This window comes from Tolumonas osonensis (assembly GCF_014202415.1).
Classification (GTDB): Bacteria; Pseudomonadota; Gammaproteobacteria; order Enterobacterales; family Aeromonadaceae; genus Tolumonas; species Tolumonas osonensis.
Window position 1 is genome coordinate 106,461 of the sequence record NZ_JACHGR010000010.1, and the last position, 22,540, is coordinate 129,000.

Annotated in this window: 17 protein-coding genes; 7 read left to right on the forward strand and 10 right to left on the reverse strand. The window is 50.5% G+C overall.

The genetic code is table 11. The features are described from left to right. Window positions 1-54 precede the first annotated feature (54 nt). A complete protein-coding gene (locus HNR75_RS13975) occupies window positions 55-1,698 on the reverse strand; it encodes a GGDEF domain-containing protein (protein ID WP_188027602.1) in 1,644 nt (547 codons plus the stop codon). 480 nt (window positions 1,699-2,178) lie between these two features. Here HNR75_RS13975 and HNR75_RS13980 point away from each other — a divergent pair, with 480 nt between their 5' ends. The 3 genes from HNR75_RS13980 to HNR75_RS13990 all read left to right on the forward strand — a co-directional run bounded on the left by HNR75_RS13980 (window position 2,179) and on the right by HNR75_RS13990 (window position 5,963). Then, the gene (locus tag HNR75_RS13980) at window positions 2,179-4,095 is read left to right on the forward strand and encodes a PTS mannitol transporter subunit IICBA (protein ID WP_188027603.1); all 1,917 of its coding nucleotides are present in this window, start codon (window positions 2,179-2,181) and stop codon (window positions 4,093-4,095) included. Between the two features lie 57 nt (window positions 4,096-4,152). After that, a complete protein-coding gene (locus tag HNR75_RS13985) occupies window positions 4,153-5,304 on the forward strand; it encodes a mannitol-1-phosphate 5-dehydrogenase (RefSeq protein ID WP_188027604.1) in 1,152 nt (383 codons plus the stop codon). A 122-nt stretch (window positions 5,305-5,426) separates the two neighbouring features. Beyond that, window positions 5,427-5,963, forward strand: a complete 537-nt coding sequence (locus HNR75_RS13990; RefSeq protein WP_223157925.1) for an MltR family transcriptional regulator — start codon at window positions 5,427-5,429, stop codon at window positions 5,961-5,963. Between the two features lie 387 nt (window positions 5,964-6,350). Here HNR75_RS13990 and fruA read toward each other — a convergent pair whose 3' ends face one another. The 3 genes from fruA to fruB are packed head-to-tail and all read right to left on the reverse strand — an operon-like array spanning window position 6,351 to window position 10,160. Further along, window positions 6,351-8,087 carry a PTS fructose transporter subunit IIBC gene (gene fruA, locus HNR75_RS13995; protein WP_188027605.1) on the reverse strand — a complete coding sequence of 579 codons (1,737 nt, stop codon included), beginning with the start codon at window positions 8,085-8,087 and terminating at the stop codon, window positions 6,351-6,353. 11 nt (window positions 8,088-8,098) lie between these two features. Further along, on the reverse strand, window positions 8,099-9,037 hold the full coding sequence (gene pfkB / locus HNR75_RS14000) for a 1-phosphofructokinase (RefSeq protein WP_188027606.1): 939 nt from the start codon (window positions 9,035-9,037) through the stop codon (window positions 8,099-8,101). Next, entirely contained in the window at window positions 9,030-10,160 is a 1,131-nt protein-coding gene (fruB, locus tag HNR75_RS14005; protein WP_188027607.1) for a fused PTS fructose transporter subunit IIA/HPr protein, read from the reverse strand. Before fruB ends, pfkB begins: the two co-directional genes overlap by 8 nt. 267 nt (window positions 10,161-10,427) lie before the next feature. On the opposite strand from fruB, the gene cra reads away from it, so the two are divergent. The 3 genes from cra to HNR75_RS14020 all read left to right on the forward strand — a co-directional run bounded on the left by cra (window position 10,428) and on the right by HNR75_RS14020 (window position 13,464). Next, entirely contained in the window at window positions 10,428-11,423 is a 996-nt protein-coding gene (gene cra / locus HNR75_RS14010; protein ID WP_188027608.1) for a catabolite repressor/activator, read from the forward strand. A gap of 56 nt (window positions 11,424-11,479) precedes the next feature. Next, window positions 11,480-11,947 (forward strand): RpiB/LacA/LacB family sugar-phosphate isomerase, encoded by a 468-nt coding sequence (locus HNR75_RS14015; RefSeq protein ID WP_188027609.1) that lies wholly within the window; start codon window positions 11,480-11,482, stop codon window positions 11,945-11,947. Window positions 11,948-12,093: 146 nt separating this feature from the next. Next, window positions 12,094-13,464, forward strand: coding sequence for an MATE family efflux transporter (locus HNR75_RS14020; RefSeq protein WP_188027610.1), 1,371 nt, complete (start codon window positions 12,094-12,096; stop codon window positions 13,462-13,464). Between the two features lie 24 nt (window positions 13,465-13,488). Here the strand turns inward: HNR75_RS14020 and HNR75_RS14025 are convergent, their stop codons facing one another. The 6 genes from HNR75_RS14025 to HNR75_RS15485 all read right to left on the reverse strand — a co-directional run bounded on the left by HNR75_RS14025 (window position 13,489) and on the right by HNR75_RS15485 (window position 20,868). Further along, window positions 13,489-14,877, reverse strand: a complete 1,389-nt coding sequence (locus tag HNR75_RS14025) for an efflux transporter outer membrane subunit (protein WP_223157926.1) — start codon at window positions 14,875-14,877, stop codon at window positions 13,489-13,491. Next, entirely contained in the window at window positions 14,870-16,843 is a 1,974-nt protein-coding gene (locus HNR75_RS14030; protein WP_188027611.1) for a MacB family efflux pump subunit, read from the reverse strand. Before HNR75_RS14030 ends, HNR75_RS14025 begins: the two co-directional genes overlap by 8 nt. Window positions 16,844-16,845: 2 nt before the next feature. Continuing rightward, window positions 16,846-18,048, reverse strand: a complete 1,203-nt coding sequence (locus tag HNR75_RS14035) for an efflux RND transporter periplasmic adaptor subunit (protein WP_188027612.1) — start codon at window positions 18,046-18,048, stop codon at window positions 16,846-16,848. Between the two features lie 77 nt (window positions 18,049-18,125). Beyond that, window positions 18,126-19,031: an EamA family transporter gene (locus HNR75_RS14040; protein WP_188027613.1), complete on the reverse strand. Its 906-nt coding sequence runs from the start codon at window positions 19,029-19,031 to the stop codon at window positions 18,126-18,128. A 124-nt stretch (window positions 19,032-19,155) separates the two neighbouring features. Beyond that, window positions 19,156-20,007 carry a TOBE domain-containing protein gene (locus HNR75_RS14045; protein WP_188027614.1) on the reverse strand — a complete coding sequence of 284 codons (852 nt, stop codon included), beginning with the start codon at window positions 20,005-20,007 and terminating at the stop codon, window positions 19,156-19,158. A 96-nt stretch (window positions 20,008-20,103) separates the two neighbouring features. Beyond that, window positions 20,104-20,868, reverse strand: a complete 765-nt coding sequence (locus HNR75_RS15485) for a helix-turn-helix transcriptional regulator (protein WP_223157927.1) — start codon at window positions 20,866-20,868, stop codon at window positions 20,104-20,106. A 240-nt stretch (window positions 20,869-21,108) separates the two neighbouring features. Between HNR75_RS15485 and glmU the strand changes: the two genes are divergently transcribed. Continuing rightward, window positions 21,109-22,473, forward strand: coding sequence for a bifunctional UDP-N-acetylglucosamine diphosphorylase/glucosamine-1-phosphate N-acetyltransferase GlmU (gene glmU / locus HNR75_RS14055; RefSeq protein WP_188027615.1), 1,365 nt, complete (start codon window positions 21,109-21,111; stop codon window positions 22,471-22,473). The last annotated feature ends 67 nt before the right edge of the window (window positions 22,474-22,540 follow it).

The window sequence follows — 22,540 nt, forward strand, 5'->3', positions numbered from 1 at the left end:
TTTCCGGTTTGTCAGGTTTGCTCAATGAAAGCCCCTTGATGAAAGGGGCTTTTTTCATTGGGTCACTAATGCCAGCTTATTCTCACCATGGTACAGCTCGACCTGATTCCGGCCATTATTTTTGGCTTTATACAGCGCTATATCCGCTCTGATCAGGACAGCGTCAGCCGCCAAATCATTTTCGGCTACACAGGAAATACCAAAACTCGCGGTGATCACGAGGGGGATAGTATCTGCGCCGGGTGGCAGAAAAGGGGTATCGTTTATCACGTGCTGTAGCTGCTCGGATCTTTTTCTGGCTTCCTGGGGATAGGTTTCCGGCAGGATGATGGCGAACTCTTCACCACCAATCCGTGCCAGAAAATCGGTTTTACGAATATGGTCGCGCAGACGCCAGGCAAATTCCGTCAGTACATGATCTCCCACCGGATGACCATAGGTGTCATTAATCCGTTTGAACCAGTCAATATCGACCATGATGATACTGAAGAAGTGCTGGTTTCGCAGAAAACTCCGGAATTCTTTGTGTAACCGTTGATCAAATGCGCGCCGGTTAGCGAGGCCGGTTAACGCGTCTGTTTCCGATAAATGGCGCAATTGCTGCTCTGCGGCCTCTCTTGCGAGGATTTCCCGGCTCAGACGACGGTTTATCCGGTAAATCCAGGTTGCAATCCCTGCCAGTAACAAGGCAATAACGGAGGCTATTGTGGCAATACGCAGATAACGCAACAGATTGGGCTGATAGTCTTCCCTGTTATAGAGAAAAGCATTCAGTACCTGGTTATCGATGGCTCGGTTATGTTCTGTCATCACTTCGGCGATGCGCAACCAGCGGCCAGGATTCATGTGGCCGATTGCAATGATGTCCGGTTGCATCAGATTCCGCATTGTTCGGGCCTCAAAACGCAGATGCTCCCGCGATTTCTGAGGTGCGTATTTGTTAATGATGATATCGATGATTTCTTCCGGATGAGCCATGGCATAGCGCCAGCCAGCCATGCTGGCCTGATAGAATGCGGCTACCTGATCGGGATTCTTCTGCAGTTCCGCCTGCGAGGTGAATAACACATCACCATAAAAATCAATCCCATAGGCTCGGGGATCAATTAAACGGTAAGGGATGCCTTTCTGTTCCAGCAGAAAAGGTTCATTAGTGACATAGCCATCATAGGCGTCGACCTGACCGTCAATCAGTGGTTGCAGATCAAAAATGGTTTGTATCAGGTTCAGTCTTTTCGGATCAATGCCTTCCGCCCTGAATGGTTCGAGCAGCTCAAGACTTTCACTGAGCGGAAAAACGGTCATTAACCGTTTATCGGCCATATCATGAATATTTCTGATACCGGATTTTTCCAGCACCAGCCAGCTGACGGCCGAATGCTGCAATGTCGCAGCAAGCGCCACGACCGGTTTACCATTCAGATAATCAAGTATCAGTCCGGAGTTGGAAATGCCGTATTGTGCATCTCCGCTCACCACTGCATCGACTGGTGAAACGAAAGAACCGTTATAACCATTAGGACGCAATGTGACATCCAGCCCGGCGGCCTTATAAAACCCTTTTTCCAGTGCGGCATAATAACCGGCGAACTGAAACTGATTGACCCATTTCAGCTGAACGACAACTTTCTCCGCTGCTGTGGAAGAGGTAATGAAACTGCTGAGTAACAGCAATGTTATCCACCGGAAAGCCGCCATCAGAAGATCCTTTTTGATTAAACGGTATATTCTTCACTGCCGGGAAGAAAATGCCTGCATTCCTTTTCTAATAGTGTAGATAGTGGCACGAGATCGCGGGAAGGATACACACTAATTATGGCCAAGCGTCATATGGGTTATACCTAATTGCGATTCGATTGGGTATTTTTATTTGAAGTGTGATCTGTATCACTTAGTTGTGATGGGCGACTCAATCAGTAAAGGTGACAGCGATCACAAAAAGTGGGGAGTTGCGTGCGTTATGGTTACAAAATCACCGACTAACCGGTCATTTTGTGTGATCGGGATCACGTCAAAAACCAAGGAGGGGTCGTGATTAATTGATGCGTCTCACAAAACCCCCCGTTCTCAACCCGATTTCCGTAGAAAGTGGTAGATTTATTCATGAGACAACAAATCACGGATCGGCAAATCCGTTACCACAATCCACCATTAATCAGGCATCGAACGGGGTGTTTTATGCTATCACCAGATACCAAGGTCAAGATACAAAATTTTGGCCGTTTTCTCTCCAACATGGTTATGCCCAACATTGGCGCATTTATCGCGTGGGGGTTTATTACCGCATTATTTATTCCAACAGGCTGGCTGCCGAATGAAACGTTAGCCAAACTGGTTGGCCCGATGATTATGTACCTGCTGCCACTGCTGATCGGTTATACCGGCGGTAAACTGGTTGGCGGCGAACGTGGCGCTGTGGTTGGTGCTGTAACCACCATGGGCGTGATCGTAGGTACTGATATCCCAATGTTCATGGGCGCGATGATGGCTGGTCCGCTGGGCGGCTGGACTATCAAACGCTTTGACCGCATGATTGACGGTAAAGTCAAGAGCGGTTTCGAAATGCTGGTTAACAACTTCTCTGCCGGTATTATCGGTATGTTGTTGGCAATGCTGGCATTCTTCCTGATCGGTCCGTTTGTAAAAGGTATGTCTGCTGCGCTGGCGGCTGGTGTAGGTTTCCTGGTTGAAAACAGCCTGTTACCGCTGACCTCTATCTTCGTTGAACCTGCGAAAATCCTGTTCCTGAATAACGCAATCAACCACGGTATCTTCTCGCCACTGGGTATTCAGCAGGCCACTGAACATGGCAAGTCCATCTTCTTCCTGATTGAAGCGAACCCGGGCCCTGGTTTCGGTATTCTGCTGGCGTACATGATGTTTGGTCGTGGTAACGCTAAACAGTCTGCTGCCGGTGCGTCTATCATTCACTTCCTGGGTGGTATCCACGAGATCTACTTCCCGTACGTGCTGATGAACCCACGTCTGATTCTGGCGGTTATTGCTGGTGGTATGACTGGTGTGTTCACTCTGACTATGTTCAACGCAGGCCTGGTATCTCCGGCATCACCTGGTTCTATCTTCGCTGTGCTGCTGATGACGCCAAAAGATTCTATTCTGGGTGTTCTGTGTTCCGTAACCGCAGCAACAGCAGTGTCATTCCTGGTGGCTTCTGTATTCGTACGTGCCCAAGGTGCTAACACCAAAGATGAGCTGGATGAAGCTACCCGTAAAATGAAGAGCATGAAACAGGGTAATGCTGCTGTTTCAACTGCTGCCAATGATGATGGCCATTCTCCACTGACTGCAAAACACATCGTTGTTGCTTGTGACGCCGGTATGGGTTCAAGCGCCATGGGTGCCAGCATGCTGCGGAAGAAAATTGAAAAAGCAGGTCTGCCAATTACTGTGGTAAACCAGGCTATCAACAATCTGGATGACAAAGCGGATATCGTGATTACGCATCGTGACCTGACTGACCGTGCAAAACGTCATGCGCCACATGCACAGCATATTTCGCTGAACAACTTCCTGGACAATCAGCTGTATGACAATCTGATCACCCGCTTGCAGGAGGCAAGCGAAGGTCGCCGCCCAAAGGCGGTAGCCGCTAACGAAGACGCTTATCGTGGTGAGAATATGAGTCCGGCGCTGTTCACCTTGGGTAAAGAACACATTTGCCTGGGTCTGAAAGCGAGCACCAAAGAAGAAGCGATTCGTAAAGCAGGTGAAATGCTGGTAGCTAACGGCTGTGTTGAACCTGAATATATTGATGCGATGTTAGAACGTGAAAAACTGGTATCAACTTATCTGGGTGAATCCATCGCTGTTCCGCATGGCACGATTGAATCAAAAGATAAGGTAAAGAAAACCGGTATCGTGATCTGCCAATACCCTGAAGGTGTGCAGTTCGGTCCGGAAAAAGATGAAGTGGCTCGTCTGGTGATTGGTATTGCAGCCCGTAACGATGAACACCTGCAAGTGATCAACAACCTGACCTGCACTCTGGATGATCCATCGCTGATCGAGCGTCTGGCAACCACCACGGATGTGAAGTTCGTGCTGGAACTGCTCAGTGGTCAACGCGCAGCATGATAGCAGGAAGGCCACCCCGGTGGCCTTCTTTACCCCGGATCGAAGGAGTTATATAAGATGAAAGCATTACATTTTGGCGCTGGAAATATTGGTCGCGGTTTCATTGGTAAATTACTGGCGGAGTCAGATGCAGAAGTAACATTTGCCGACGCGAATACACAGCTGGTTGATCAGCTGAATCATTCCCAGGAATATCATGTCCGGGTGGTGGGTGATACCCAGCATACCGATGTTATCCGTCACATTGCCGCTGTTCAGGCGAACAGTGATGATGTAATTAGTCAGATCGTTAAAGCGGATATTATTACGACTGCTGTCGGACCACAGGTTCTGGCGAAAATTGCCGCAACGATTGCGAAAGGCCTGCAACTTCGGTTTGAACAGGGCAACCATACACCGGTGAATATTATTGCCTGTGAAAATATGGTTCGCGGCACCAGCCAGTTAAAACAGGCTGTATTAGCCGAACTGCCACAGCAATACCATGATCTGTTAGAGCAGTATGTTGGTTTCGTTGATTCTGCGGTGGATCGTATTGTTCCTCCGGCTGCAGCCAACGACGAAGATCCGCTGGCAGTAACAGTAGAAAGTTTCAGTGAATGGATTGTCGATAAAAATCAGTTCAAGGGTGATATTCCGCCGGTACAGGGCATGGAACTGACTGACAATCTGCTTGCCTATGTGGAACGCAAGCTGTTTACGCTGAATACCGGCCACATTGTGACGGCCTATTTGGGTAAACTGGCGGGTTATAAAACGATCCGTGAAGCGATTGCTGATGAGGCCATTCAGAATACCGTGCGCCAGGCAATGCAGCAGAGCGGTGAAGTGCTGGTGAATCGTTACGGCTTTGATCGTCAATTGCATCATGCTTATATCGAGAAAATCCTGACCCGTTTTGCGAACCCATATCTGGTGGATGAAATTGATCGTGTCGGCCGTCAGCCACTGCGTAAACTGGGCGCGGAAGATCGTCTGGTCAAGCCGCTTCTGGGTACGCTGGAATACGGTTTACCTAATGACGCGCTATTGAAAGGAATTGCGGCAGCATTACATTACCGGAATGCTGACGATCCTCAGGCCGTAGAGTTACAGGGCTGGATCGAGCAGGAAGGTGTCGAGGCTGCGTTATTACGCGCTACCGGTCTGAAAGCAGACGAGCCTTGTGTGGCTACCATTGTGGCTGAATATCAGCGCATGGCTCAGTGATACACAGAAAAGAGAGGCTATGGCCTCTCTTTTCTCGTTTATAGTTCAAGCAAATTATAACAATTAAGAATAGATAGCAGCACTGGATCAGGTTTTCGGGTTTCCACATAAGATTACATAATATGAATAAAGTTAAGATTCCAACCTATCAGGAGGACGCAGTATTTGAACGTCTGACTGAACCGGAGAACCCCCGAGGGTTCTTCATTGAAGTTGTTGATATGCTGGAAGACGCTGTTGATCAATTGATGCGACGTGCTTTCCGTCAGGAAGAGTATGCGGTGAAATATGCGATTGAACCGCTGCTGAATGGCAAAGGTCCGCTGGCTGATCTCAATATTCGTTTAAAGCTTATTTTTGCATTGGGGCTGATTTCTTACGAAGTCTCTCAGGATATCGAACGCTTCATTCGCCTGCGGGATTTCCTGGTGAATGATATTCATGATCACCGCTTTGGTGAAGAGTGTGTCAAAGAACATCTTAACCGCTTACACAGTCTGCAGAATATCAGCATGATGCAAATTGATGAGCCGGTCGATAACGGCGATCCAATGCTTTTACAGTTACAGCTTAATCGCCGTGACCAGGTGATCCGTTCCGCATTATTGCTGGCAGTGTCATCCGTATTATCTGAATTAGGCAAAGACAGTCCTATTTAAACCGGCCACCATTGCGAGAACAAAGCTCCGCAGCAACGCTGACGGAGCTTTTTTATATCTGGCAAATCAATGTCTCCACCTGTGTAAGCATGGGTAACCTGCTGAAATAAGCCGGCTGTTTGATATGAAAAAAAACGCCACAGCTATTGCTGCGGCGTTTTTGCGATTAGAAAGCCAGATCCATTCTGCATATTGCTGACACAGGTGAAAGCTCAGCAAACCACTATGACATCAACGAAAAGACACAGCGTAATCTGTGTCTGACGTTTTTCCTTTGTCCCCGGTTTCTTTCACCTGCTTGTCAGAAAGCAAAAAGCCCCGGCTTATTCAGCCGGGGAGGGGGGCACACAAAAATGGAGGGAGCTAGTTCCATTTGTGATGAAACAATTAAGCTTCCTGAGTTTCCATTGCTGGTTTCAGCATGGCATACATCAGGCCAGTCAGTGCAGTACCTGCAGCGATAGCAACCAGATACATCAGTACGTTACCAACCGCATTCGGGATAGCCAGTACGAACAGACCACCGTGTGGAGCCATCAGGGTGCAACCGAACAGCATAGACAGAGCACCAGTCAGTGCGCCACCAGCCATGGTTGACGGAATAACACGCATTGGGTCACGCGCTGCGAATGGGATGGCACCTTCAGAGATGAAGCACAGACCCAGAACGAAAGAGGCTTTACCTGCTTCACGTTCAGATTCAGTGAATTTGTTACGGGCAACGAAAGTCGCCAGACCCATACCCAGCGCAGGCACCATACCAGCAGCCATGATGGCAGCCATTGGCAGGTAAGACTGGGAAGCCAGCAGACCAACACCAAAGGTGTAAGCCGCTTTGTTTACCGGACCACCCAGGTCGAAGCACATCATCGCGCCCAGCAGGATACCCAGCAGAACAGCGTTCGCAGAGGTCATGCCAGCCAGGAAGTTAGTCAGGCCAGTCATTGCAGCAGAAACCGGGCCACCAACGATGTAGATCATAACCAGACCGGTGATCAAGCTGGCAATCAGCGGGATGATCAGGATTGGTTTCAGCGCTTCCATGGTTTGAGGCAGTTTTACGTTATCAGCAACAAATTTAGCGCTGTAACCAGCCAGGAAACCGGCAACGATACCGCCTAAGAAGCCAGCGCCCAAAGAGCTTGCCAGCATACCGCCGATCAGACCTGGAGCCAGACCTGGACGGTCAGCGATAGAGAACGCAATGAAACCAGCCAGAATCGGAACCATCAGCGCGAACGCGGAAGCACCACCGATCTGCATCAGTGCAGCGGCCAGAGTACCTTGTTCTTTAAATGCTTCGATACCGAACACGAAAGACAGCGCAATCAACAGACCGCCTGCAACAACCAGTGGCAGCATGTGAGAAACACCGGTCATTAAGTGTTTGTAGACACCTGGCAATTCAGCTTTACCTGAATGAGCCGCAGCAGCAGTTGCCCCACCCTGGAATACGTTCTGGGTTGCCAGCGCGTTGTCCATTTCCTGAGCAGTCTTTTTCAGTGCTGCGCCGGTGCTGGTTTTGTACAGTTTTTTGCCTGCGAAACGAGACAGATCCAGTTCGATATCTGCAGCGATGATAACAATATCAGCCTGCGCGATTTCGTCAGCAGTCAGTGCGTTTTTAGCACCAACAGAGCCGCGAGTTTCGACTTTGATCCAGTAACCACGTTTTTTCGCCTCTTCTTCCAGTGCTTCGGCAGCCATAAAAGTATGGGCAACCCCTGTTGGACAGGCGGTTATAGCAACGATACGTTTGCTCATTGGGGACACCTTGGGTTTCTCTTGGGTTTGCTGAGAAGCAACCGCCTCAGCTGACGTCACTGTCGCTGCTGCGGCTGCCGTTTGTAAGAAAGCTTTTGCGTCCGGGATTGCATCCATTACACCTGCCTGGTAAACGCGTTTACCGGTGAAACGGGCGATATCAATGTTGTCGCCGGCAATAACGACCAGATCTGCAGTGCTGATTTCGTCTACAGTCAGTAATTTTGCTGGTTCAATGTTGTTATGACATTCAACAACGGCATTCCAACCCAGGGAGGCAGCCGCTTTTTCCAGAAGACCTGCGGCGATAACACTGTTGGCAATGCCACTCGGACAAGAGGTGACAATTACAATATTCATATGTTTATTCCTTAACCTAATCTTTTCACGTCAATACGCGCCATCATATCGGCCAGCTGCTGTTTATTAGGAACACCCACACCAATCTGGGTTACAGCCAGAGCAGACACTGCAGAAGCAAGGCGCAGGATCTGTTCTTTATCCATACCCTGACTTAAGCCCCAGGCAAAACCTGCCACCATGGAGTCACCGGCACCGACCGTGCTGACAACTTCCATACGGGGTGGTTTGGCTGCCCAGCATTCGCCATCTGCACACCAGAGCACACCATCCGCACCGCGAGAGATCACGACGTTGGCGATACCCTCTGCGCAGAGTTTTTCGGCCTGAGCACGCAGTGCTTCTTCGGTGTCCAGTGGTTGTCCGGCCCATTCAGCCAATTCAACTTCATTCGGCTTAATGAGGAACGGTTTGGCTTCCAGACCTTTGACTAAAGCTTCTTTACTGCTATCAAACAGTACTTTCGCACCCTTTTGTTGCAGTTTGGCGATCAGGTCACGGCTGGCTTCAGCACTGATACCGCGAGGTAAGCTGCCTGCAAACACGATATATTCGTATTGTTCCGCCTGACGTAATAAACGAGCTTCGAACTCTTTCAGCTCATCGTCAGCGACAGCCACACCCGGGAAGTTCAGATCGGTCACATCACCGTTCTCTTCCACCATTTTGACGTTAATACGGGTATCACCCGGTACAGCCATAAAATGATCAGTCAGGCCGTATTGCTTGAACAGATCACGGAAAGCCTGCTGGTTTCCGGCGCCGAGAATGCCGCTAACGGCAACTTCAGCTCCCAGATCGCGTAACACACGGGCAACGTTGATACCTTTCCCCGCCGGATGCAGACTGCCTGATTTAACCACGTTAACGCTGCCAACCTGGATTTGACCGATATGACCGGTTAAATCCAGCGCAGGGTTAAGGGTTACAGTCAGTAAAGGCTTACTCATGGCCAGGGCCCTCACCTAAACCTTCGGCAATGGACTGACCGATTTTGGCGATAGCTTGCTGCGCATCATCGCCCTTAGCGATAAATTGCAGACGATGGCCGCTCTTCACGCCCAGGCTGACAATCTTCATCAGACTTTTGGCGTTGACGGATTTACCATCACCGTCCAGGTTGGCAACCCAGATTTCGCTCTGGAATTCTTTGGCGACTTTAACCAGTGTCGCGCTCGGACGGGCATGCAGGCCGTGCGGATTGGTAATAGTGAATGTACCTTCCAGACCTTCAATCGGTTTCTCAGTCAGCAGCTTGATGGCTTTCATGCTGTCAGCAGACCACAGCTGAGCGACGTTTTGTTCACTGATCATATCGACCAGACGTTCTAAGACAGGTTTATGCAGCGCATCCTGTGCGGCGATCAGCAGCAGACCCTGAACAGGCTGACCAGCATGCTGGAACGGCGTTGCAGGACGAACCAGTGAGACGGCAGTGCGTTTGACACCAACATTGGTGCGAGCCAGCCACAGACCTTGACCCATCCATACCGGAGAGGAAGCCTGGATATTGGAAGTGCCGCTTGCATCCAGTGCGCCGCCGTTTTGCAGTAATACACAGGCGGTTGATTGCAGACCCAGAATATCCTGAGCAGAGGCCTGCAGTTGTACAGTGCTGTTATCTAACAGCAGTGTCGGAGTAGGTTTCTGACCACTCAGTAATTTAGCTAAATCAGCAGTGCTCTTGCAGTGCTTGATATAATCAGCAACAGAATCGTCAGCCAGAACACGGGTCAGCTGACGCAGAATGCCCAGATGTTCGTCTGAACGGGCGGCGATACCGATAACGACATGCGCAATCTGACCATCACCCCAGTTAACGCCGTCAGCAAAATGTAATACACGAACACCGGTCTGTTTGACCTGTTCACGGGTATCAGTGGTACCATGTGGAATAGCAATACCGTTACCCAGATAAGTGGAGTTCTGAGTCTCGCGACGCAGCATCCCATCAACATAAGGTGCTTCGATCAGCCCCGCCTCGACCATCTTCTGTGCCACCATACGAATGGCACCTTGCTTGTCATCGGCTTTAGCCCCCAATTGGATATCTTGTTCCGCCAGTGTCAGCATGGCGTGTACCTCTCTTATAGTTGTGTCAGATATATAACATAGAACAAATCGTAGAACTCAAACGATTCACCCATCCATATTCTGATCTATTTGCTGCAACCTTGGGTAGTAAGTTTGCAACTCTCGTTTTGCCAAAAAATAGATTAATCGTTTCAGTTCATATGCTGTATCGTTTCAGCTAGATATTCAAGAGCTGGTTAATGTATAATCACCAGTAATTTGAAGTAGTGCACAATATACAGCAATAGCAAACGAGATAGGTCCCCAATGAAGCTTGAAGAGATCGCGCGTCTGGCGGGCGTATCCCGCACAACAGCAAGCTATGTGGTGAATGGCAAGGCTGAACAACACCGTATCAGTGAAAAAACCCGTGAGCGGGTGATGGCGGTTGTCAATCAGTACAACTATAAGCCTGATCAGGCCGCGACAGCGCTGCGATTGGGCAGTAGCCGGCTGTTTGGCTTTATCCTGCCTGATCTTGAGAACACCAGTTATGCCCGTCTGGCGAAACTGCTGGAGGCGGGGGCCCGGGCACATGGTTTCCAACTGATCATCACCTGTTCGGATGATGATCCGGAAACAGAAAAAGCGCTGGCTGAAATGCTGATCTCGCGCCGTATTGATGCTTTGCTGGTGTCTACTGTACTGGATCCTTATAACGATTTTTATCCCCGTTTGCAGCAGAAAGGCTTGCCGGTGATTGCGATTGACCGTGCGCTGGATGACGAGAAATTTGCCTCTGTCATCAGTGAAGATCTGGACGGCGCGATCAAACTGACTAATTCTTTATTATCACCACTGCCTGCCAGTATCGGTTTGCTGGGTGCCGTGGCCGATCTGGGAATTTCCTGTGAGCGTGAGCGCGGATTCCGTGCTGCCTTGCGCGCGGCCAATATCCCGGTGGAACCGCTGATTGCTTATGGTGAACATTTCAGCCGTAGTGAAGGTGCCCGGATCTGTGCCGACTGGATCGCCAGAGGTGTGATGCCAGAAGCGCTGGTGACAACCTCGTATGTGCTACTGGAAGGGGTGCTTGATACCTTGCAGGGATATCCGGAGCTGATGCAGAAACTGCGGTTAGCTACCTTTGGTGATAACCAGTTACTGGATTTTCTGCCGGTTAAAGTAAATGCCTTGCCGCAACAATTTTCACTGATTGCTGATCGGGCGCTGGCATTGGCGCTGGCAGCCACAGAACATCATTACCAGCCGGGCGTTGATGTTATTCCGCGTCGTCTGAAAGTGCGCAGTCATGCCGGATGAGCGGTTACTGATGGTGAAAAAGTCTGATTCTGAATAGTACAGGTATGGAGCGTAATATGAAGATAGCAATGGCCAGTGATCATGCAGGGTTTGCTCTGAAAGAAGAGATCAAGACCTATCTGCAGAACCAGGGACATGAAGTCCTGGATTTCGGAGCGCACAGTGAAGACGCCTGCGATTTACCTGATACGGTTTATCCGGCGTCGTTAGCCGTGGGTGAAGGTAAAGCGGATCGCGGGATTTTCGTTGATGGCGTGGGTTATGGCAGTGCCATGATTGCCAACAAAATCTATGGTGTTTACGCGGCAGTTTGTCAGGATCCTTTCTGTGCCAATCTGGCGCGTTCCCACTCTGATACCAATGTGTTGTGTATCGGCGGCAAGATTATCGGCTCAGCCATTGCGATGGAAATCGTGAAAACCTGGATGACGACCGAATATCTGGGCGACACAGAAGAAAAATATCGTCGCCGGGTAGGGAAAGTACAGGCGATTGCAGAAAAACATCTGCAAAAACTCGGCTGATTTTCCGCAATGCGGGCTATTGCAATGATGGTCCGCATTTCCAGAGATCTTAGAAAACGGGAATCATCTTTACAGATGGCGGATTGTTTTTTCCATTAAAAAACCGTCTAATCAACTCCTCTTTCCTCGCCGTACTTTTCCATACTATGAGTTCTGTATCTGTCGTCCGATCTCAGTCACTGTTTCAGATAACCTGGCCATTATTTATTGATCTGGCGCTGCACTTTCTGACAGCGGCACTGAACACCTTCATGATCAGCCACGTTTCTTATCAGGCCGTGGCCGCATTGTCCGTGGGGAATCAGTTCTTTGATGTCAGTATTACGCTTTTCAACTTTGTGGGTATTGGTTCCAGTGTCGTGATCACCCAGTATCTGGGCGCCGGACAACGGGATGTTGCCAGAAAAGTAGTACAGCAGTCGGTTGGTTTTAATGCCTTAATCGGTTTAATTGTGGCACTCGGGGTATTTTTCGGTGCGACGCCAATCCTGCAATTGATGAATATGCCTGAAAACCTGCAGACCATGGGGCATATCTATCTGCAAATTATTGCGTTGTGTCTGCTGCCGGAAGCCATTGCGCTTTGTCTGGCGGCCAGCCTGAGGGCTTATGGACATACCCGGGAAGCCATGTATGTCACGGTGATAGTCAATCTGGTCACTCTGGTCGGCAACGCCCTGCTGCTTTATGGCTGGTTTGGTTTGCCGCAGATGTCGGTCGGCGGTGTGGCCTGGTCGACGGTAGTCGGACGTATTGTGGGCGTCATGTTGCTGGTCTGGCTGATTCGTCAGCGTATCGGTTTACAACTGCGCTGGCGTGAATGTTGCCGTTTTTCCACTGAGATCATTCGCAAGATCATGAAGATCGGCTTACCGGCGGCCGGTGAAAATCTGTCGTGGATGTTGCAAATGATGGTGATCACGTCCTTTGTCGCGCTGCTTGGCGACAAAATGCTGGCAACCCAGTCTTATTTCTTTCAGATCAGTCTGTTTGTGATGTTATTCGGGATCGCGATCGGCCTGGGTACCGAGATCATGATTGGTCATCTGGTTGGTGCCGGGGAGCTGGATCAGGCCTATCACCGTCTGATGCGCAGTCTGAAGATCGGGCTGGTGGTGACGGTGCTATCCGTCATGCTGGTCGTGATATCCGGCCCTTACCTGATGAAGTTATTTACTTCGGATGCCATCATTCTGGCGACGGCCGGTCAGCTGTTCTTGCTGAGCCTGATTCTGGAGCCGGGACGTACCTTCAATATTATTGTGATCAGTTCATTGCGGGCCACGGGTGATGCCCGGTTCCCGTTCCGGATGGCACTGCTTTCCATGTGGGGCATTGCTATCCCGGTGGCGTATCTGTGCGGTATCCACTGGGGCTGGGGACTGGTTGGGATCTGGTGCGGCTTCGTTGTGGATGAATGGGTGCGGGGACTCACGATGTTCTGGCGCTGGCGTAGCCGTCGCTGGGAGAAAAAAGTGCTGGTGCAGCGTCCCGCATCAGCCAGACAGGCACCGTAGTACCTGTCTTTTCGGAATAAAACATCAATCCTGCTGCAAGGCCGGATTACCGCCCAGCGCCTGATACAGCGCCATCTGGGTGGTGAGTTGCAGATAACGGTTTTGCAACAGTTCTTTTTCGGCACTACGGCGGTTTTCCTGCTGTTCCAGCCAGTCCTGCATTGCAATCTCGCCAGCGTGATAGCGTACGGCGGTGATCTGTTCTGTTTGCCGGGCTAACGCTAATGCATGTGTCAGTTGTGAAGCGGCGTTCAGATAATGCTGACGGGCGGACAACTGATTCTCCACTTCGGATAAGGCGGTATAGAACGTTTGCCGGAAATTGCGGATCGTCTGTTCGTAGACAACCTGTTGCTTGGCGATATTCAGGCGGGTCGTCTGCCATTCGACAAAAGGCAGTGTGAGCCCAGCACCCAGGCTGCCGGCCGGATTGTGCAAAACGGACTGTAACTGCCCGCTGCTGGTACCTAATGCACTGGTCAGGCTGAATGTCGGATAGTAGCTTTTGGCTATGTACTGCCGGGTCGCATATTCAGAACGTAGCCGTAACTCAGCGGCTTTCACATCAGGTCGGTGTGCCAGGACATCGGCCGGTAAACCGGCCGGGATTTCCGGTATGGGGGTCGTTGGCAGCGAGTTCGGTAGGGATGAACCTTTTCCCGGCGGCTGATCGAGCAAAATGGCCAGTGCATTCTGGTTTTCCTCTCTTTGCCTGAGGAGATCTTCCAGACTGGCCAGCTGACTGGCGACACTCTGTTCAGCCTGTAAGACATCCAGTTTGCTGTTAGCTCCGGCCTGATAATGTGCATCCGCTATTTTTAATGCCTGTCGGGTATATTCCAGACTCTGCTGGTTAATCAGGATTTGCTCATTCAGATAACCCTGTTTCCAATAGAGGGTTGCCGTCGTGCCAATCAGTGACAATGCGACTGCCTGCCGATCCTGTGCTGTCGCCTCAGCTTCGAAATTGGCAGCAGCCCGTTCATCGGCCAGCTTTCCCCACAGATCAAGCTCATAATTCAGGGAAAGGGCCGTGCTGTATGTGGTCGTATTGGCATTATCCGCAGCGGTATCCTGCCAGGTCTTTTGCTTTTCTGCGCCGAGAGTGGCAGTCACATCCGGTGTCAGATTGGTGGCCGTGAGGCCTGCATTCAGACGAGCCTGTCTGACTTTTAATGCGGCTACCGCCAAATCGTTATTTTTTCCCAGTACCTGCCGGATGAGCCGATCCAGTTCTGGATCCTGAAAAGTCAGCCACCAGTGTTCTTCTTTGAGGATATCGTTGGCCGATAATGTGCCGTCCTTCCATTGTGCTGGAACAGCAGGCGACAAGTCTTGTGGTGGTGGCGTAGTGTGCTGACTGCAGGCCGCTAACAGGTAGAACGAAAGATAGAGATACAAACGTTTATTCACGGGCGAGGGCCTCAATGGGATTAAGCCGGGCGGCATTGCGGGCAGGCAGGTAGCCAAAAAGAACACCAATCAGTGATGAACATAAAAACGCGGCAATCAGTGACCAGACTGAAAAAGCCATCTGCATGCTGCTGACCAGCATGGAGAAGATAATACTGACACCAAACGAACAGACAATGCCCAGCGTGCCGCCAAGCAGACAGACCATGATCGCCTCGATCAGAAACTGCTGCAGAATATCCTGCTGACGAGCGCCGACCGCCATGCGGATCCCGATTTCGCGGGTTCGTTCGGTAACGGACACCAGCATGATGTTCATCACCCCGATACCACCCACAATCAGCGAAATCACGGCAATGGATGAGATCAACAGTGTCAGAGTAGCCGTCGTTTTCTCTATCGTTTGCAAAATACTGTCACTGTTACGGGTATAGAAATCTTTCCGGCCATGGGTCCGGGTTAAGAGTTTAATAATCTGCTGTTCCGCAACACTGCTGGAAACGCCCTCCTTGATCCGAACAGAAACAGAACTGAAATAATGCTGTCCCATCAAGCGATACATCGCCGCCGTATAGGGCAACCAGATATTCAGGTTTTGTGTGTCAAAGGTGCTCTTTTTTTCTGCCGTGACGCCGATGATACGGCAGGGCAGATTATTCAGCAGGAGTACGTTTCCGACGGGGTTGATGCGTTCCCCATAGAGTTTGAGTCGTGTGTTATGGTCGATCACTACCACTGGTTCCAACTGCTCAACCGCTTTCTGATCAAAGGATTTGCCAAATGCCATCTGCAGGTCCTTTACCTGAAAATATTGTCCGGCAACACCAAATACCATGGCACTGAGCGCTTTGTCTCCATTACGAACCAAGGCGGTAGTACTGACGCTGGGGGTAACACTGTCGGTATAAACCTGCCCGTTCAGCAAAGGCAAATCCTGGGGCGTCAGTGTCTGAATGGCGCTGGCATTTCTGTCTCCCCAGTCTTTACCGGGATAGATATCGATAGTATTGGTTCCCATCGAGCTGATATCGCTGATGACTTTGTTACGGGCACCCTGACCGACCGCAACGACGCTGACCACCGCGGTGATCCCGATAATGATACCCAGCATGGTTAACAAGGTTCGCATCCTATGGGTCAGCATGGAAATCCAGGCCATTGTGAAGGCTTCGGAAAATCGTGACCATTGCCGGCTCCACCAACTGGCTGACTGCTGATCCGAAGGCTGCATCGTGAACTGTTTTTCAGTCCGGGGTGAATCAATCGCACAAGCTGTCTGACGACGATCCGCAATGATATGCCCGTCACTGATTTCAATAACGCGTTCCGCATGTGCCGCAATATTCTGATCGTGTGTAACCAGTACAATCGTATGGCCCTGCTGGTGAAGCTCCCGGAGGATCTGCATCACCTCCTTGCCACTTTGGCTATCCAAGGCACCGGTGGGTTCATCAGCCAGAATGACGTCACCGCCATTCATCAATGCGCGGGCAATACTGACGCGTTGTTGTTGTCCGCCGGAAAGCTGACCCGGACGACTATTTTGCTTGTCGGCCAGTCCTAAACGTTCCAACAGAGAATTGGCCCGCTGGAGCCGCTCATGTTTGTGCTTTGCCGCATATATCGCCGGGATCTCTACGTTACTTGCGGCTCTCAGATGAGGCAGCAGATGGTAACGCTGGAAGATAAAACCGAAACAGTCCCGGCGCAGATCGGCCAGCTGATCACTGTTCAGCGTCGCTGTGCTCTGGCCATTAACCAGATAGTCACCACTGCTGGGATGATCCAGGCATCCCAATATATTCATTAGTGTTGATTTGCCTGAACCGGAAGCCCCGATGATCGCCACCATCTCTCCCGCATGGATTTTGAGGCTGACTTCGTGCAGTACGGTAAGGCGATCATCGCCACTCTGGAAATGGCGGTTGACCTGCTTCAGCGCCATTAATGGTGTTGGCTCAGTCATCATTAAGGCCCGGGTGGAGGAGGCATCATTTGCCCGGAACTGCTGGTGGCTGCGCTGCTCTGGCTGTCTCCCAGAATCACTTGCTCACCTTCATTAAGACCACTAATGACCTGAACATTCAGGCTGTCTTTTAAACCGATCTGAATGATTTTATTTATCACGCGGTCTTGTTCCAGGACGCGGACAGTGGCTTGCTGCCGTTCGTTGTTTTCGATGGCCGCGACGGGTACGAGCAATACATCCTTTGCCTCGCCAGTGATGATGGTCACCTGTGCCGTCATTGACACGCGCAGTTTGTGATCCGGGTTGGCGACATCAAATAAGCCATTGTAATAAATCGCACTGGATGACGAAGAGGATGAGCTTGATGAGCTGGAGCTGCTGGATGAGCTGTCATCATCGCTGCTATCCGCGGTGGATGCCGGTTCGATAGCCCTTAATGTCGCATAATAGCGTTTGTCCGGCTCGCCCAGCGTGGTAAACCAGACTTTCATGCCGGGTTTCACGTTGATCACATCCGCTTCTGAGATTTCGGCTTTGACGGTCATGGTATCGAGATCGGCCAATTTGATAATGGTCGGTATCGATTGGTTCGCGGTGACTGTTTGTCCCTGCTTGGTCACCACAGAAACAACGGTTCCGCTGATAGGGGCGTTGATGCGGGTATAACCCAGATTGGCTTTGGCTGTATCGACAGCGACCTGTGCTGATTTTATTTCAGCATCCAGCTGGTTGATGGCGGCGCGGGTTGTATCCAGAGAGGCTGCGGCATCTTCCAGGCTGGCTTTGGAGGTGGCATCCTGTTGCCACATCATCTGTTGTCGGCGGTAAGCCTGCTCATACTGACGAAGCAGAGCCTGTTTGGCCTGTTTCTGAGCCTTCACGCTATCCAGATCAGCCTGGGCCTGACGCAGTGTATATTGTTGCAGTATGGGGTCAATTTCGGCAATCAGCTGATCTTTCGTGACCTGATCACCTAAAGCCACTTTGAGCGATTTTAACTGGCCGGAAACCTGCGCACCGACATTTACCTGATTCACGGCATTTAATGTTCCGCTGGCTAATACCGTTTGTTCAATATTGCCATGCAGTACCGGTGAAGTTAGATACTCGACAGGATCTGTCCGGGTGGTTATGCCGAATGTTGCTGCTAATACCAGTAACGGCAATAGAAATAATAATGATCGTTTTTTGGTTAATGTCACGAATCAGCTCCGCACTCTTCTTCGTGGACATCATATCTATTGCCGGCAGGGTATCGGCGGAGTTTTACATTCTTTTATTATAACTGGTCCGCGGATTGCCTCTTCCGGTGAGTAAACCATCGAGGCCAGAATATATTGAGCAGTAATCCCATTAAGACCAGCAAAATACCTGACCATTGCCAGAGATTCAGTTGTTCATCCAGGAAAATACGGGCACACAACAGACCAACCAGAGGGACCAGCAGGGTAAGCGGTGCGACCTGTGCCACCGGATAACTGCGTAACAGTCTTCCCCAGGCAACATAACCATATAGCGTCGCAACCAGCGCCAGATAAACGACGGACAAAATGGAATGTAGCTGAATATTTTGCAGGCTTGCTACGATCAAGTCAGGCCCTTCCAGCCAATATGAGGCCAGGACGAAAGGAACAGGAGGGATCAAGCCACTCCAGACGACGAGACTCAGCAGATTCAGTGAACCTTGCCGGGTGATATAGCGGTTGATGATGTTGCCCACACCCCAGCACGCTGCCGCAGTCACTGTCAGCAGAAACCCGGCCAGTGTCATTCCGCTGTGTCCCTGCTGGGTAGCCAGCAGACACAATCCCAGTGCGGCAATACCTAGGGTGACAGGCTGATGAGGCAACCAGTGTTCGTGTAACAGTAAGGCGGCAAACAGCAGTGTGAACAATACCTGCGACTGTAAAACCAGCGAAGCAATGCCTGCCGGCATGCCCACTTTCATGGCGGTAAACAGGAATGCAAACTGGCCGAAACTGATGGTCAGGCCATATGCCAGTAACCAGCGCCAGGCAATTTTGGGGCGCGGCACAAACAAAATGGCCGGAAACGCGACCAGAGTGAAACGCAGAGCGCCAAGCAGTAAAGGCGGTAATCCATCCAGTCCCCAATGAATGACAACAAAATTGAAACCCCAGGCGAAGACAATAAGTAAGGCAAATCCCCAGTCTCTTGGCGACATAACGAATGCTCCTTGAAAATATAAGCGGTTAGTATAAACCCGACCGTTCAAGTCAGATACTACCGGCAGTGATCAGTGCGGGGCAGGTCTACGCGTGCAGCCGATGGTGTGCCCGATCTCTTTGTCAGCCAGTATAACCACAGAGCAGCACCGAAGACGCTTTGAACGCAGCACATGCATCCTGTCCCTCGGTCAGTTGCATATCATTGATACTTTCCGTGGTGACGACGGCACAGACGGTCTTATTTCCGGGCAAGCTGATGAGCACTTCACTGTTGACGGGGCCGCGATGGATTTTGCTGATTTTTCCCCATATTTGATTGCGGGAAGATAATTTCAGTTTCCTGTCGGTGACCAACATGACAGAGGACGACTTCACCAGTGCATACAATTCCTGACCTAAACTGATGCCCAGATTTTCAGCTGATTCCCGCGTGATGACCGCAATCAGCTGTACGGCGTCATCCAGTTGTAATGTGACTTCAAAATCGACCCGCGCTGTGCGCAGTGCAACGACAGTGCCGATAAACTGGTTGCGGGCACTGCTGCGCATTGAGATACGCCGCAATAAACGACGAAATTGGGAAATGTCATAATGCGTGTCACCCTGCTGACAGGGAGTGTTGTGCAACTGTTGCTGGATACGAATGAGCGTCTGCTGATATTCCGCCTGAAGTGCCCGGTACAAAGCGACGGTTTGTTTGCCATAAGCCGTCAACTGGGTTCCACCGCCGTTTTTACCGCCGGCAGTCCGGATGACCAATGGCTGTTCTGCCAGATTATTCATTTCATCCAGCGCATCCCAGGCTGAACGATAAGATAACGGGATGGATTTTGCAGCCTGTGAGAGAGAGCCGAGCCTTTCAATGGCTTCCAGTAATTGGATCCGACTATCCCCCAGGGTGGGCCCCACTTCGGTGCATAATTTTAATTCTCCCAGCAACGCTGGCTGGCCTGAGGTCAGTTGCCGTGTCATTACACTCTCTCCAAATTAGTTGGAAATAATGAAGCAACATTTATACCCAGTTGTTTGTAACAAAGACGCCACATGATGCGGCGTCTGTTGCTGTTATCAGGCGGAGAGGGTTTGCGGATACTGGATAAGATGAGTCAGGCTGATCCGGTTCATGGTATGCACCAGTTCACCGGTAATGATGTTTTTGGCAACGGTCTGATAGCGGTTTTTACAGCCACTTTTACGAATAGCATTATTCAGATGAAAGTTTACTGTCCGCTCTGTGATCCCCAGAATCTGCGCTATTTCCCATGAGGTTTTACCTTCACTTACCCAGAACAGGCATTCTTTTTCCCGGCATGACAGTCCGGATTGTTCCGGAGAAAATAGCGGAATTGCCTGTTCCTGCAGAATATGGCCAAGATAACTTAAGTGGAAAAAGTCCTGCAGCCGAATCGGCTCTCTTTTATGGCGGCTCAGAGCAAAATAGCCGCAAAAACCAGCCGGACCATGCAACGGCAACGCGATTCCTTCTTCCATTCCGAATTGTCGCCAGCTCTCCATCGGCAGGAAAGACTCGTGCTCCGGCTTGGCTTCACATTGCCAGAACAAGGGTCTGCTTTGCGACTGTGCCCGCAGATACAACGAGTCGTTCTGTATGGTGGTATTTTGAGTATAGTGTTCAGCCCAATGTTCCGGTGCCTGCATCAACAGGGTCAGGTCTGTTTGCTGTAAACCGCGACGGAGAGTCAGGCATAACTGGTAATATTCAAAGTTATTAGCAGCACATAATATCGCCAGTTGATCCGCCAGTATCTGAGGCGTCTTGCAATTCTGGATACGGAAGTTCTGCTCTTCCTGAGGAAAAGAAAAATTAGGCATGGTGTTGTTATCCCGTATTTTTTATTGGTATTGGTTGTCAGTTGACTACGGTTAAATAAGATACACTATGCGCTATATTTTGCGCATTCATTTCATCACCGCCGTACAAAGAAATCTGACAGGGTTGGATCTGTGGCGTGGGCATAAGATTTGGTCTCGCTAATTTGCATTGGATAATTCTGTTCCGGGCCATCCTTTTTCTTCTAGAATAACGGGCATCTGTATCGATTGAGGTTCGTTATGTCTCTGCATGTCGTCATTCTTGCTGCGGGTAAAGGTACCCGCATGCGTTCGTCTTTACCTAAAGTTCTGCATCCGGTCGCAGGTCGTCCTATGGTTAGTCATGTCATTAAGACCGCTCATGCCTTGAATGCAGAGAAAATCCATCTGGTGTATGGGCATGGTGGTGAAGTCATGCAATCCCGGTTAAATGACGCAACGGTGGAATGGGTGCTGCAGGCAGAACAATTAGGTACCGGTCACGCTGTGGCGCAGGCAATGCCGTCGATCCCGGATGATGCCCGGGTGCTGATACTTTATGGTGATACACCACTAATCAGCGAGACTACCTTACAGTCATTACTGAATATTCAGCCTGTCGATGGTGTGGGCTTGTTGACAGTCACGCTGGCGAACCCGACTGGTTATGGTCGTATTCTGCGCTCTGCCGGACAGGTGGTTGGCATTGTTGAGCAAAAGGATGCTACACCAGAGCAGCAGGTAATCAGTGAAGTGAACACCGGTGTGCTGGTGGCGCCGGCCAGACAGCTTAAACAATGGTTATCCGGCCTGACCAACAAGAATGCACAAGGTGAATATTATCTGACCGATATTATCGCAGCCGCGCATAACGCAGGTAGCATGATCCAGACGGCACAACCATCCTGTGCACAGGAAGTGGAGGGCGCCAACAATCGTCTGCAACTGGCTCAACTGGAACGTTTCTATCAGAAAAGAGCGGCCGAGCAATTGATGCTGGATGGCGTTACCCTGCTGGATCCGACCCGTTTTGATCTGCGAGGTTCCCTGCGTTGTGGTGAAGATGTGGTACTGGATGCCAACGTGATAATTGAAGGGCATGTTGAACTGGGACACCGGGTTCAGATTGGCGCTGGCTGTATCCTGAAAGATTGCCGCATTGCTGACGATAGTATTATCAGTCCCTATTCGATTATTGAGAGTTCCACACTGGCTGAAGGTTGTACTGTCGGGCCATTTGCCCGTCTGCGGCCGGGCGCTGAATTAGCGGCGCAGGCGCATGTCGGTAATTTCGTGGAACTGAAAAATGCCAAACTGGGATTGGGCTCCAAAGCGGGTCACCTGAGCTATCTGGGCGACAGTGAGATTGGTGCCAATGTTAACATCGGCGCGGGTACTATCACTTGCAACTATGATGGCGCGAACAAACATAAAACGATCATTGAAGATGATGTGTTTGTTGGTTCTGACACTCAGCTGGTAGCGCCGGTTAAAATCGCCAAAGGAGCTACGCTGGGCGCGGGCTGTACCATTACCCGTGATGTAGGTGAAGATGAACTGGTGATCACCCGAGTTCCACAACGCCACATTACCGGTTGGCAACGACCGGTAAAGATAAAGAAATAAAAAGTCTTAATATGTACCTCAGGCCCGACAATGTGCGGGCCTTTGTGTTTATTCCTCTTTTGGTTCT